Source organism: Streptomyces luteolifulvus, assembly GCF_008806595.1.
Taxonomy (GTDB): domain Bacteria; phylum Actinomycetota; class Actinomycetes; order Streptomycetales; family Streptomycetaceae; genus Streptomyces; species Streptomyces luteolifulvus.
The window spans coordinates 85142-97724 of the sequence record NZ_VZRB01000024.1 but is presented as its reverse complement, the minus strand read 5'-3'; the positions used below and the strand labels follow the sequence as shown (position 1 = coordinate 97724).

Sequence of the window (12583 nt, the reverse complement as noted above, 5' to 3'; positions counted from 1 at the left end):
CCAGCGGGCAGGCTCTACGCGATGGCCTGCGGCACCGTTCGATCTTCGTTTGTCGGGACAGGACCTCGCGGGGCGTGTGCCGGGTCCTGAGCCTGCGGTGCTGGGGCGGGATCTCCCGCCAGGGCAGGTGCCGCAGTGGCTTGCGCAGCTTGTCCTGGCTCCCCTTGGCGCCCCCGGGGGGAGTGGCCGTCGGCGGCGACGACGTGCTCGGCGTGTCCATTCCAGCAAGGGAGCGAAGGCGGGATTCTCGTTGCTCTTCGCGGCGGCCTGGCGCTGGAGATCACGGCCTGGCAGGCGTGGAGCGCCACGGCGAGGAGGTGGACGACCTCGCCGTCGGTGCGGGAACCTCCGTCGGCGGCCAGGTCGACCAATGTGCCACCGAGTTCATCGATCGGGTCGGCGGCGTATCGCGCGAGCCAGGCACTCACGCGTTGTCCAGGACATCACCTTCCTGGCGAGAGAGGAATCGGCCCAGGTTGCGGTGTTCGGCGTACTGAAGGGAAACCCGACTCGTTGGCGCAGGACGGAGTCCCTTATCCGCGGCAAAACGGGCGATGGTAGCCAGCGACTCGGCTGCGCTGAGGACGGCAACCAGGCACAGCGCCGCGTGCAGGGAACTCACGCATTGACGTGCTCCCTGGCCTAATGTCCAGGGATTCCGGCCTGGGTCGTTTGACCCTTCCGGGGGTTTCCTGCTTCACCGCGCTGTGCGGGCACGGGTGCCCGTCTTACCGGCGCTCCACAGGCGTTTGGCGTCTCCGCCCGTCCGGCGGCGACGATGCGGCGTCCTTCGAAGAGGACGTTGCGGGCTGCGTTGTGGTCGCGGTCGTGCACGGTGCCGCAGGCCCCGCACCTCCACTCCCGCACGTGCAGGGGCTTGGGGCCGTCCCTAAATCCGCAGGCCGAGCAGACCTGCGAGGACGGGAAGGCCCGGTCCACCTTGGCGAAGGTGCGGCCGTGCAGAGCCGCCTTGTACTCCAGCATGCCGACGAACGCGGACCATCCCGCGTCGTGCACGGACTTGGCGAGCCGGGTACGGCCGAGGCCGGACACCGCGAGGTCTTCCACGTACACCGCTTGGTTGTCGCGAATGATCTGTGTGGATGCCTTGTGGTGCCAGTCCCGGCGCCGGTCCGCCACGCGGGCGTGCTGGCGTGCGACCTTGATGCGGGCCCTGGCCCGGTTCCTCGATCCCCTGACCTTGCGGGACAGCTCCCGCTGAAGACGCTTGAGCTTCTTCTCCGCCCGGCGCAGGAAGCGCGGGCTGTCGATCTTTCTGCCGTCGGACAGCACGGCGAAGGCGGACAGGCCGAGGTCGATACCGGCGTCGGTCTGAAGGGCAGGGAGGATGTCCGGCTCGGTGTCCACGACGAAGCTGAGGAAGTACCGGCCACAGCTGTCCTTGGTGACGGTCAGGGAGGTGGGTTGGGCCGGAAGCCGTCGGGACCACGTGACCTTGAGGTTGCCGACCTTGGCCACATACACCGTGCCGTCGCCCTGGAGGGAGAAGGCGTTGGTGTTGAGGCGGATCGACTGCCGGGTGTCCTTCTTCGACTTGTAGCGGGGAGGGCCGACCTTGCGGCCCTGCCGCTTGCTCTTGAGGCTGTCGAAGAAGTTCTTGTAGGCGGTGTCCAGGTCCCGCAGGGACTGTTGCAGGACGACCGCCGACACGTCGGCGAGCCAGGCGCGTTCCTCGGTGCGCTTGGCCTGGGTGATGCGAAGCCGGGACAGCTCGGCCGACGTCACGTACGGCAGCCCCGCCGCGTGTGCTTCCTTCCGGTCGCGCAGGCAGTCGTTCCACACCACGCGGGCACACCCGAACGCACTCGCCAGCGCACGGCACTGGGAGGCGTCCGGGTAGGCCCGGTAGTTGTAGCGGAGCTGCATAACCAAGATCCTACTACGATTGGTCTCATGGATGGGCGGAACGACTACCGACGTGGAAGACACGTCGTTTCGGCGATGCATGTGCACTTGGTCTTCGTGACGAAGTACCGGGGCGGGGTGTTCAACGACGAGATGCTGACACGCTGCGAAGAGATCATGCGCAAGGTCTGCGAGGACTTCGAAGCAGAGCTGAAGGAGTTCAACGGCGAACGCGATCACGTCCACCTCCTGGTGCACTACCCGCCCAAGGTCGCCGTCTCCAAGCTGGTCAACAGCCTCAAGGGCGTCTCCGCCCGCCGGATACGGCAGGAGTTCACCGGCCGGATCAACCGCGCCGTCATGCACGGGCACCTGTGGTCGCCCTCGTATTTTTCCGCGTCGTGCGGCGGAGCACCGCTGGCGATCGTCCGCCAGTACATCGAGCAGCAAAAACGTCCGCTCTAACGTGCACGTCAGAGCAGTCTTGAGATGCATTCATCCCCGGCGTGAACGCCAGGGCTTTCTGCAAGAGTCCCGGTAACGGCGGCTCCGATTAACCTCGCCGTTTCGCTTCGGGTGGCTGGGCTGGACTGATCGCGTTGGACCGGTGATTCCGGTTGCTGGCCTGACAGTGGGCATGGCCGGGGGCCCGGCGCGGTGGTCGGGTTCTCCGGGGGTCCTTCGAGTCGTGGGTGGGTCAGGGGTGGCTGTTGATCAGCTGGCAGGGCGGGGCAGTGCGGCGAGGCGGTGGGAGGCTGTGGCCAGCTCGTATCTCCATGGCCAGGTCGCCGAGATCCGCAAGCGCAGGCGTCGGCCGCCGCGGGTGAGGCGGGCGGCGACGTGCAGCAGCCGGTAGCGGAGCTTCTTCGGCTCGGCGGTGGCCAGTTCCCCGTCCAGCAGCAGGACACGGGTCCAGGCCAGCAGGTCGATCGCTGCGAGGCTGAGTTCGAGCCAGACGGCATTGACGCCGAAGTCGCGGGAGGGGAAGCGGCCGAATCCGGTGGTCTTGCCGCACCGGATGTGGTCCTCAACAGTGGCATGCCCGCGGTGACGGACCTCCAGGAACTGGGCGGAACCACCGCCGGAGTACGGGGTGTCGGTGAGGAACACCTGATGCCGCAGGCCCTCGTCCTGATCGAACAGGGACAGCTGGGCTCCGGGGTGCGGCCGCTCCCGGCGCACGATGATGCGGGTGCCGGGCGGGTAGCCGTCCAGATCAACCATCCCGGTCAGCTCGGCCACCTCGGCGCCATCACGCAGGGTGCCGTCCTGGTCCAGGGCGGGATGCCAGAGTCGGTCCGGCATCGCCCGGACAGCGCGGCGGACCGGCTCGGTGATGGCGTATCCGACCGAGAAGAAGGTACGGATTCCTCGTTTGTGCTTGTCGCGGACGTGGGCGAGGAAGGCTTTCGCGGATCCGGCGCTGTCGGCGCGGACCAGGATGTCGGTGCCGTGCCGGTGAGCGTCGGGGATCTGCGCGAGTGCCTGGTCGAGCACCGTGATGTGATCGGCGGCGGTGTTGGCGCCGGCGTTCCCGGGCCGCAGCCGCCCCGACATGGCCTCGCCGGTGTTCGCGAGGAAACACAGCAGCGGATGGAATCCGAAGCCGCCCTTATAGGTGGGTGCGGCCTGCTCTTTCTCGGAGTGGCAGGTGACCAGCGTGGCGTCGAGGTCCAGGACCAGGCCGGGAAGTTCGCGCCCTGCGGCCGTCACCGCGGGTATGCCCTCGCCGGTCTCGGCGGCGTGCATCCAGGCGACTTCCCGGGCTGAAGCGCGGGCCGCTCGCATCGAGGCGCGTGCGGCCTCGTCAGTGTCGGCAAGCAGCCGCCAGGCCGTGGGCATGGAGGCAACCGAGCCGAATACCTCGGCCTGGTCCCGCAGCAAGGCCAGATCCGTGATGGACTCGCCGCCATCGGCGAGCATCACCGCCAGATCCGCGGCTATCCGACCTGGATCAGGCCCGGTCCCGCGTGGCCGAAGCGGCCTGAGAGCGGCGGAGTACGCGGCGGTCAGCCCGGTGGCATCGGCAAGATCCGCCAGCAACCGTGCCCCGGCATGACCGACCACCCCCGAACCGTCAGCGGAGACACGGAGCTTGGGACGGGAACCGATACCCTTCACGCAGAAAGTGCCTTCCGCCTGGACCGACAGAACCCCTCGACAAGGTTCATCGTCCCAGCTCAGAAGGCACTTTCGTGACTCCGCCCCGCATCCGGCCTCTCCCCAACCGAAACGCCGAGGTTAAGGTCGCTTCGACGGCACACCCGCCCGCTACATCCGTGTCCACGGACTGCCAGCGCGGGCACCGGATGGGGCTACTCCCTCTGTAGGCGTCGGCGTCCACAGCGACTGACCGCCCGGCCGCACCGGCATCCCACCCGTCCCACGGATGCCGGTGCGCCCCGTCGACTCCACGCGACTGTGGCCGGATTCGTCATCTGACGGGTGTTCGAACACGGTGATACTCAAGGCTGGGCAATCCGCCCGAACTCCTACGTCCGGAGGCCATCCATGCCCCTGACCAGTGTGCACACCGCAGCCGTGCTCGATGCGTGGCTGACCGGTGCCGACACCGCGTACGGCCTGTCGAACCCGGCTGGCCCGCTCTACGTCGGCGGCGCCGCCGCCGAGGCCGCCCTCACCGACCCGAGCGACTCCCTCTACGGCTTCTGTTCCAGCCCGACCGGCTCGCGCGGCAGCTGGTGCTGCTGACACCGTGATCACGGGGAACCGCGCGCTCATCGGCGCGGTTCCCTCGCTATGTCCAGGCGCCTCGCGGGGCGCGCGCGGCTGAGAGGGAGACGGCGGACGGTGAGCGGATCGATGACGGAGAAGCCGGAAGAACCGACTGCGAAGGAACCGGAGGACCGGGACGAGACCGAGTGGTTCGACCGGCCCGTACGGTCCATCGCCCGGCCCTGGCGGGAGGAACTGGCCCGGCGGCTGGCCGCCGTGGGCACACTGGGCCCGGACGAACGGAACACGCTCCTGGAAGCCGGCCACACCGCTCTGCTCAGGTCCCTGCACGCGAAGCTGTCCCGGCTCTTCCTCATCGAACTGCACGCCCTGCGCATGACCGCCGACCACAGCCCCACCGCCGAGGGGACCTCGCAGACCTGGGCCGCGTTCATCGAGCAGGCGGGCGACGACGGCTACCTCGACCGGCTGGCCGCCGAGCGGTATCCGACACTCGGCCGGCGCGTCACCTCGGTGGCGCAGCTCTCGGTCACGGCCACCGCCACCTTCGCCGAACGACTCGCCGGGGACCGCGAACTGCTTACGACCCTGCTGGGAGCGGCTCCCGGCCGGCTGCGGGCCGTCGCCTTCGGCGAGGGCGACAGCCACCGGGGCGGCCTGACGGTCAGCCGGGCCGACTTCACCGGCGGGACCGTCATGTACAAACCCCGCCCGTCGCGGGCCGACGTCGCGCTCGGCGAGCTACTCGACGACATCTATGCGGACTTCCCTGCCTCCCCGGCGCCGCAGGAACGCATCCGGGTGCCGCGGATCCTGGCCCGCGACGGCTACGGCTGGGCAGAGTTCGTCGCCCACCGCTACTGCGCCGACGACGCCGAACTCGCGGCGTTCTACCGCAACGTCGGCCACTGGCTGGCCGTGCTCCGCCTCACCGGCGGCACCGACATGCACGCCGAGAACATGATCGCAGCCGGGCCGGTGCCGGTCATCGTGGACGCCGAGACACTCTTCGACGCCCCCGCCCCCTTCCCGCCCAGCGGCCGGGGCGACGCCGTCGACGTGGCCGCGGCCGCCATCCGGCGCACGGTGCTGCGCACCGGGCTGCTGCCCGTGCGCGGCACTGGCTTCGCGCTCGGCGGAGTCGACATCTCCGGGATCGGCGCGCTCCCCGGCCAGCAGCCGCTCATCCCCAATCCGGTGATCGCCGACGGCGGCACCGACGCGGCCCGCTTCCAGGTGGACCTCGTCGCGATGCCCACCGCGGGCAACCACCCCACCCCCACTCCGGTACTGAGCACGTACTGGGACCGGATCCTCGCCGGCTTCCGCGAGATGACGGCGCAGCTGCGCCGCCGCCCCGGCACCGACCCGTACCGGCTGCTGCGCCGTTTCGAGGGCGCCCAGGCGCGGCGGATCCTGCGGCCCACGCAGGCGTACGTCGACATCGGCCGCATGCTGTGGCATCCGGCGTCCCTGCACGACGAACCGGCCGCCGTCGAACGCGCCCGGGACATGTTGCGGCGCAACGCGGACGTACTGCCCGGCGCGCCCCGCGACCGGGCGGCCATCGACGGCGAGATCGCGGAACTCCTGGCCGGAGACGTACCGATGTTCACCTTCACCGTGGACACGGCAGCCGTACGCGCCACGGTCGAGGACTGGCGTTCCGCCGACCTGGCGTTCGAGGAGTCGGTGATCCAGGACGCCCTGGTCGGCGCCTACCTCAACGAACGCACCCTGCCAGGCCGGGTGCGGGCCCCCGCCTGGGACCCGCACGCCCGGGACCGGGAGCGGCGCCGCCGTGACCTGGCGGCGCAGATGGTCCGGCGGCTGTGCGACGGCGCGGTACGCGGTGAGGACGGCACGGTCACCTGGATCAGTCCCGTCTTCACCCCCGCTGGCTGGTCCATCAGAGTGCTGCCCGCCGATCTCTACACCGGGCAGGGCGGCGTGGCGCTGGCCCTCGCCGAGTATCTGACCGAGGTGCGGGCCGGGCGGGCCCACGAGGTGCCCGGCGTCGCCGAGACCTACGAGGGCGCGCTACGCGTGCTGATCAGCACCGAGGACCACACGCCGACACCGTCCGCCGGGGCGTTCAGCGGCGCCGCGTCACAGGTGTGGACGTGGCTGGCTCTGCACCGGGTGCTCGGCGACAAGCGGCTGCTGGAGCGGGCCGCCGGCCGGGCCCCGCTCCTGGTGGACAACTCGCTTGTCGAGGACGACGTCGAGGTGGACCTCCTCAACGGCGCGGCCGGAGGTATCGTGCCGCTGATCGGCCTGGCCTCGGCGACCGGGCAGGACCGCTGGCTGGACGCCGCCGCGCACATCGGCCGCCGGCTCACCGGTCTGGCCACCGTCGACGCGAGTGGCGCCCGCTGGACGACGCGGCTCAACCCGGAGGGCATCGGAGGCTTCGCGCACGGCGCCACCGGCATCGGCTGGGCACTGGCCCGGCTCGCGCTCGGCGGCGCCGGTTCCGCGGCCGACCGACGCGACTGGTCCCGCCTCGCCGAACTGGCCTTCGCCTACCAGGAGTCCTTATACCGACCGGAGCACGGAAACTGGCTGGACGTGCGGATCGGCACGGAGGAGGACTTCTTCACCAGTTGGTGCCACGGCAGCGCGGGCATCGGCATCGGCATGCTCGACCTCCACCGTCGTACCGGCGAAGCGGCCCACCTCGACATGGCACGGCGCGCCGCTCACGCCTGCGCCGCCGAGGGTTTCGGCTGGAGCCACACCCTGTGCCACGGCGACCTCGGTTCCTGGGAGTTGCTCACCGCCCTGGACTTCGCCGACCGCGCCGGCCTGGACGCCGAGATCCTCACCGGCCTCGAACAACGCGGCCCGGTCGGGGGTCTGGCCCGCGAGGCGTTCTCGCCCAGTCTGATGTCCGGCCTGGCGGGAGTCGTGCACACGCTGCTGCGGATGCACCCCGAGTCCGATCTGCCCAACCCGCTCCTGCTCGAGTCAACTTGACCCGGTCCTGTAGGACCGGGCTTGGAGGTAGTGCCCAGCTGGCTGCTGGGTGGGCTCCTCCGTCCAGACACCCCTTATGGGGTGGCAGGGACGCGTGACTCACGCCCCGCATTCCACACCACGGCGCCACGTTGGGCGATGTTGTGGGAAGCGTTTCGGTCCGCGTGGGCAGTGACCCCCGCAGTTCAGGCAGATGAAGAGGGCCTGGTCGACCCGGTTCTTCTTGTCGACGTGCCCGCACTCGCAGCACGTCTGTGAGGTGTAGGCGGGGTCGACGTGGACCACGCCTGCGCGGCGTGCCTTGTACGCGATGAACTCTCCGAGCTGGGCGAAGGCCCAGGAGTGGAGCGTGATCCGTTGGGGCTTGCGGAGCCGTACCCTCTGCCGGATGCCGCCCAGGTCTTCCAGGGCGATTCCGGCCGAGGTGCGTTCAGCCTCGGTCACGATCGTCTTCGCGATGATGTGGTTGGTGCTGGAGACATGGCGCCGCTCGCGCCGGTTGCTCTTCTTCAGCAGCCGTTTGGCGGACTTCGTGCCCTTGCGCTGGAGCTTGGCGCGTAGATCGCCGTGGTGTTTGCGGTGCCGGTTCAGGTCGCGCCCGGCGGCCTGGTAGCCGGTGGATGTGGTGGCGAGCAGGTGCGGGAGGTGGTGCGGGCGTCCACCGGGATCACGCGGCGAGCGGCACTATCAGCCTTCTGCGCCAGGATTCCGAAGAACAGTCCCCAACCCGCATCGAGGATGCTGCGGTTCAGCCCGGGCAAGGAACTGGGTGGCGCTACGCATCAGCCCGTGGAGTTCTTGGCAGTCCGGTCCGGGATTTCTGCCCGAGGCGCAACTTGATCCACGAGCCGTTGGTGGCAAGCTTCTTGCCCCAGGCCCACAGTGGAGGATCCGGCGAGGTGAGTCCTCCCACGGCGGTGCGCTGGGTACGGGTCAGCGGGCGATTGAGATCGCGAAAGGTGTGAATCCGGTGGACCGGATGACGTGCGGGACGAAGAGGATCGCGGCCTCTGTGGCGCGGGCGGTCTGGATCCCGCCGAGGTCGGTGATCCAGTCCTTGTGCCAGCCGAGGTGGGTGAGCAGTTCGCGGACGGTCTGCTTGGCCTGCGGGTCCTCGCCGGAGAGGAACGCGGTCGGTGTCTGGGAGAGCGTGGCCGGCGCGGTCATTACCGGGAAGAGCATGGTGTTGAGTGTCTTGACGACGTGCGTTTCGGGGAGTGCTTCCTGGAGCTGTTCGGCGAGGCTTGAGCCGGGGTATAGCAGGTCGGCGGGCAATCCGTCCGGTCCGTCGAGGGTGGCGTTGGAGACGTCGACGAGGATCTTGTCCCGCAGTTCGTCGCGCAGGGCGGCGAGCCGTTCCAGGGACCCGTCGCCCGGGGTGGCGTTGATGACGATCTGGGCTGTCCGGGCGGCGTCGGCGGCGGCGCCTGGCGTGCGGTCCGCGACGGTCACCTCATGCCCGGCCCGGGTGAGGGCTGTGGCCAGGTTGCCGCCGACGCGGCCGTATCCGAGAACTGCGATCGTGGTCATGGTGATGTGGTGCTTTCGTGGGTGCGGGTTGTGGTGCGCGGTCAGCGGGAGAGGGTGGCGACGGCTTCGGCGTGGATACCGGGCGCGGCGGCCAGGAAGCTCTCGCTCTGGGGGGTCCAGGGGCGGCCCTGGGCGTCGGAGATCTTTCCGCCGGCCTCGGTGACGAGCAGTGCTCCGGGGAGCAGGTCCGCGCGGGCGCCGGCGAACTGCCAGAAGGCGTCGATCCGGCCGGCGGCCACGTTCACCAGGTGCTGGGTCGCGGGCACGGCGGTGCGGACGACGAGCGCGTCGAAGAGCATCGCGGTGATCGAGGAGCCGACGCGTCGCACGACCTTTTCGTTCTCGTCGGGCCGGGCCTGGCTGGTGGCCACGATGCTCAGGCCGAGGTCCGCGGTCTGGGAGACGTGCAGCGGCCGGCCGTCGAGGTGGGCGCCCGCGCCGGTGAGCGCGGTGTAGGTTTCCCCGGTCAACGGCATGTGGACCACGGTGAGCACGGGCTGGTTGTCGCGCACGAGGGTAGCGGTGACCGCCCACTCGGGCAGGGCGTGCAGGTGGTTGACGTTGCCTTCGGCCGGATCCACGACCCACCATTCGCCGGGCGGCAGCGCGCCGCCGTCCAGCTCGTCCTCCATCCAGCCGGCGTCCGGGCGCAGGCTCGTGAGGCGGGGGCGCAGGATGTCGAGTGCCGTGTCGTCGTTGACGGCGAGTGCGCGCATCAGCTCTTCGCGGGTCTGGTAGCGGACCACCTCGCCGAATCGCTCGTGCAGCGCCGAACCCGCCTCACGCACGGCGTTCGCGGTGTGGGCGAGCACGTCGGCGTCGAGGGCGGCGACGTCAGTGGTCTGAAGCGTTTCGGACATGGTGGTACTCCCGTCTGAGGAGGGGTGATGGGGCCGGTCGAGGGCCCGAACTGCGCGTTACTTCTTGCGCTTTCGCCTCAACGGTATGCAGCCCCGTCATTTACTTCAAATGCATGTCAGGCACGGCTAGGATTACTCACATGCAATTGGATTTGAATCTGCTCGCTGCGCTCGACGCGCTGCTGGAGGAGGGCAGTGTGGCCGGGGCGGCGGCGCGCCTGCATGTCACCGCCCCCGCGATGAGCCGGAGTCTGGGCCGGATTCGGCGCACGAGCGGGGATCAGATCCTGGTGCGCACCGGCCGCACGATGACCCCGACGCCGTATGCGATCGCCGTCCGGGAACAGGTGCACGAGCTGCTGCACCAGGTCCAGGGGGTGCTGGCACCGAGCCGCGAACTCGACCTCACGACGCTGGAGCGCACCTTCACACTCCGCTGGCACGATTCCCTCATCGCTCTGAGCGGTCCCGCGCTGCTCGCGGCGGTGCGCGGTCAGGCTCCGGGTGTGCGACTGCGCTTCGTCGCGGAATCGAGCATCGACACCCCCGAGTTGCGGCGTGGGGAGGTCGACCTGGAAGCGAACGCCAATCGTCCGAGCGCACCGGACATTCGTGCCGAGAAAGTGGCCGAGTCCCGCCTCGTCATCGTCGTGAGGCAGGGGCACCCCCTCACTCGCGTCAAAACCGTCACCGCAGAGCAGTACGCCGCCGCTGAGCACGTCACCGTCTCACGGCGCGGAAACCTCAGCAACGCCCTCGACGACGCCCTCGCACGGCTCGGCCTCACCCGCCGTGTGGTGGCGACCGCACCCACCGAAGCGGCCGCGTTGGAGTTCGCGCGCGGCTCCGACCTCCTGATCAGCGTCCCCGAAGCCACCACGCGCTCCGCGGTCGCCAGCCCAGGCCTGGCCGTGCTCCCCCTGCCGCTCGAACTGCCGTCGGCACCGATATACCTGTCGTGGCATCAGCGCTACGACACCGATCAGGCCCACGCCTGGCTGCGCGGGCTGGCGCGAAGCACGGTGGCCGTGTGCGGAGCGTCGTAGCCGACGACGTCCGGTCAGCACGCCGGGCAGTCGTTCGGGAAGCGGCTGACCTCGAAGCCGTGCCCGTTGTCGGCGTTGTGCTGGTAGTCGAAGCGCTGCCGGGCGGCGCCTCCCGTGGTTTGGGCAGGCGAGAGGTGCCGTCGCGGCGCTCCACGACGATGTGAGGGATGCCGAGGTCGGACAGCAGGGAGCTGACGAGCCCTATCGGTCCGCCGCCGATGACGAGAACGTCGTTCTCGTTCGGGGAGGAGTGAAGTCCGGCCCTGGCGGCGGGTGTTGGTGGCGCGGCCAAGGCATGCTGATATGGGTCGGCGGGATGCTCGGTCCTGTGCGCGCGGTTTTCGTCCTGGACGTCGTAGTCAACTGGTTCGGTGTCCGCCGTGGTGGAGCCGGTAGTGCTGGGCGAGGAGGTCGCGTCCGTAGTCGTTGCCGTTGGGATGGCGCACGATGGTGTGGACGTGGTAGCGGGCGGGTTCGGGGTTGGTGAGGAACACGCCGGGATGGTTGTCGTATTCGACGAGGAGCACTGGGGAGTGGATCCGGTAGTAGAAGGCGCAGACGTCGTCGTGGCCGCCACGCCAGGCAAACCGGGTCTCGTCGAAGTGCTCGCGCACGAGCGCCAGGGTGCGCTCGGCTTGCGCCGGTGGGAGGCGGTCGAGATAGACCCGGATCAACTCGACCAGGGCGTCGCGCTGGTCGGCGGGCAGGCTGGCGGCGACGACGCCTTCGGGCGGCAGGATGAGGTTGTCGCTGCCCGCTCCGGCGAGATGCCGTCCGTTCCAGGGTCCGGCGAGTTCGGGCGGCAAGTCTTCGGCGCGCAGCGAGGACCCCATGAGGAATTCGTGCTCACGGTCGGGGTTGAGGGTGCGGCGGAATTGCAGGGCGACCTCGGTTTCGTCGCGCAGGGCCTGGATGCCTTCGAAGCGTCCCGTGCCGATGGTGGGCTCGGCGCCGAGGAATACCGGGGCGAGGACCACCTGTCCTGCCACGAAGACGCAGTGCAGGTCCACGTGGTGTCCCATCAGCTGCCATCCCCACGGAGCGTCGGGTGAGGGCGTGCCGAAGACGGTGAACCAGTAGGCGAATTCGGTGAGGGTGTCGCGGTAGTCGTCGATCAGCTCGCCCAGGTTCTGGTTCAGTGCCATGGCCGCGCGGACCTGGGCGTGGCCGGCCGGGCTGAGACTCGCCTCGACGACGGCGAGCGCCCGTTCGCGGTGGCCTTCGGTGAGCCGTTCCAGGCGCATGCCCTTGGGATGCCAGGTCGGAAGGGCATTGGTCCACAGCCGCCATTCCGCGGCGTCCATCGGCAGGTTGCCGACCACCCGCTGGTGCGGGGCGAGCCCGTCGAGGTACGCCTTGGCCGCGGCGACCGCGGCCTTGGGGGCTGCGCCTGCGTCGTTGAGACGGTACAGGCCGGGTCGCGGGGCGCCGTCCTCGGTGATGCCGACGAACGGCTCGCGATACCCCCGCAGACCGGCGGTCAGTTCGAAGGCCGCCTCAGCGGGCAGTAGATCGTCGAAGAGATGGGAGTCGACGATCGGCAGATCGCCCGGGGTGTCCGGCAGGGGGAACTCGTCCGGTTGTTGCTGCTGAGAAGACATCGTC

General features: G+C 69.6%; 9 protein-coding genes and 2 pseudogenes. 4 read left to right on the top strand and 7 right to left on the bottom strand.

Features of this window, described 5'->3' with window-relative positions; genetic code table 11:
* Positions 1–642 precede the first annotated feature (642 nt).
* Positions 643–1887 (bottom strand): RNA-guided endonuclease InsQ/TnpB family protein, encoded by a 1245-nt coding sequence (locus tag F7R91_RS29030; RefSeq protein ID WP_150953251.1) that lies wholly within the window; start codon positions 1885–1887, stop codon positions 643–645.
* Between the two features lie 27 nt (positions 1888–1914).
* Here F7R91_RS29030 and tnpA point away from each other — a divergent pair, with 27 nt between their 5' ends.
* Entirely contained in the window at positions 1915–2331 is a 417-nt protein-coding gene (gene tnpA, locus F7R91_RS29025; RefSeq protein WP_150953248.1) for an IS200/IS605 family transposase, read from the top strand.
* 249 nt (positions 2332–2580) lie between these two features.
* On the opposite strand, the gene F7R91_RS29020 is transcribed toward tnpA, so the two are convergent.
* Positions 2581–3987: an IS1380 family transposase gene (locus F7R91_RS29020; RefSeq protein WP_150953245.1), complete on the bottom strand. Its 1407-nt coding sequence runs from the start codon at positions 3985–3987 to the stop codon at positions 2581–2583.
* Between the two features lie 390 nt (positions 3988–4377).
* Between F7R91_RS29020 and F7R91_RS29015 the strand changes: the two genes are divergently transcribed.
* Together F7R91_RS29015 and F7R91_RS29010 are read left to right on the top strand one after the other, a co-directional pair.
* Entirely contained in the window at positions 4378–4578 is a 201-nt protein-coding gene (locus F7R91_RS29015; protein ID WP_202426702.1) for a DUF6229 family protein, read from the top strand.
* Between the two features lie 99 nt (positions 4579–4677).
* A complete protein-coding gene (locus tag F7R91_RS29010; protein WP_225320832.1) occupies positions 4678–7542 on the top strand; it encodes a type 2 lanthipeptide synthetase LanM family protein in 2865 nt (954 codons plus the stop codon).
* A 74-nt stretch (positions 7543–7616) separates the two neighbouring features.
* On the opposite strand, the pseudogene F7R91_RS29005 reads toward F7R91_RS29010, so the two are convergent.
* From F7R91_RS29005 to F7R91_RS28990, 3 genes and pseudogenes are all read right to left on the bottom strand, one after another.
* Positions 7617–8175 (bottom strand): annotated as a pseudogene (locus F7R91_RS29005) (RNA-guided endonuclease InsQ/TnpB family protein); the annotation flags it as partial.
* A 300-nt stretch (positions 8176–8475) separates the two neighbouring features.
* The gene (locus tag F7R91_RS28995) at positions 8476–9072 is read right to left on the bottom strand and encodes an NADPH-dependent F420 reductase (RefSeq protein ID WP_150953243.1); all 597 of its coding nucleotides are present in this window, start codon (positions 9070–9072) and stop codon (positions 8476–8478) included.
* 41 nt (positions 9073–9113) lie between these two features.
* Positions 9114–9932, bottom strand: a complete 819-nt coding sequence (locus tag F7R91_RS28990) for a 3'(2'),5'-bisphosphate nucleotidase CysQ (protein WP_150953240.1) — start codon at positions 9930–9932, stop codon at positions 9114–9116.
* A 140-nt stretch (positions 9933–10072) separates the two neighbouring features.
* Here F7R91_RS28990 and F7R91_RS28985 point away from each other — a divergent pair, with 140 nt between their 5' ends.
* Positions 10073–10978: a LysR family transcriptional regulator gene (locus F7R91_RS28985; protein WP_150953237.1), complete on the top strand. Its 906-nt coding sequence runs from the start codon at positions 10073–10075 to the stop codon at positions 10976–10978.
* Positions 10979–11150: 172 nt separating this feature from the next.
* Here F7R91_RS28985 and F7R91_RS43020 read toward each other — a convergent pair.
* Positions 11151–11270, bottom strand: a pseudogene (locus F7R91_RS43020) (hypothetical protein); the annotation flags it as partial.
* A 67-nt stretch (positions 11271–11337) separates the two neighbouring features.
* Complete coding sequence (locus F7R91_RS28975; protein WP_150953234.1) at positions 11338–12579, bottom strand: DUF3500 domain-containing protein; 1242 nt, start codon at positions 12577–12579, stop codon at positions 11338–11340.
* Between the last annotated feature and the right edge of the window lie 4 nt (positions 12580–12583).

What these genes read in the sequence shown, in the direction of transcription:
- F7R91_RS28990 (WP_150953240.1), bottom strand. Translation starts at nt 9,932, where the DNA reads ATGTCCGAAACGCTTCAGACCACTGACGTCGCCGCCCTCGACGCCGAC.
- F7R91_RS29030 (WP_150953251.1), bottom strand. Translation starts at nt 1,887, where the DNA reads ATGCAGCTCCGCTACAACTACCGGGCCTACCCGGACGCCTCCCAGTGC.
- F7R91_RS28995 (WP_150953243.1), bottom strand. Translation starts at nt 9,072, where the DNA reads ATGACCACGATCGCAGTTCTCGGATACGGCCGCGTCGGCGGCAACCTG.
- F7R91_RS29015 (WP_202426702.1), top strand. Translation starts at nt 4,378, where the DNA reads ATGCCCCTGACCAGTGTGCACACCGCAGCCGTGCTCGATGCGTGGCTG.
- tnpA (WP_150953248.1), top strand. Translation starts at nt 1,915, where the DNA reads ATGGATGGGCGGAACGACTACCGACGTGGAAGACACGTCGTTTCGGCG.
- F7R91_RS28985 (WP_150953237.1), top strand. Translation starts at nt 10,073, where the DNA reads ATGCAATTGGATTTGAATCTGCTCGCTGCGCTCGACGCGCTGCTGGAG.
- F7R91_RS28975 (WP_150953234.1), bottom strand. Translation starts at nt 12,579, where the DNA reads ATGTCTTCTCAGCAGCAACAACCGGACGAGTTCCCCCTGCCGGACACC.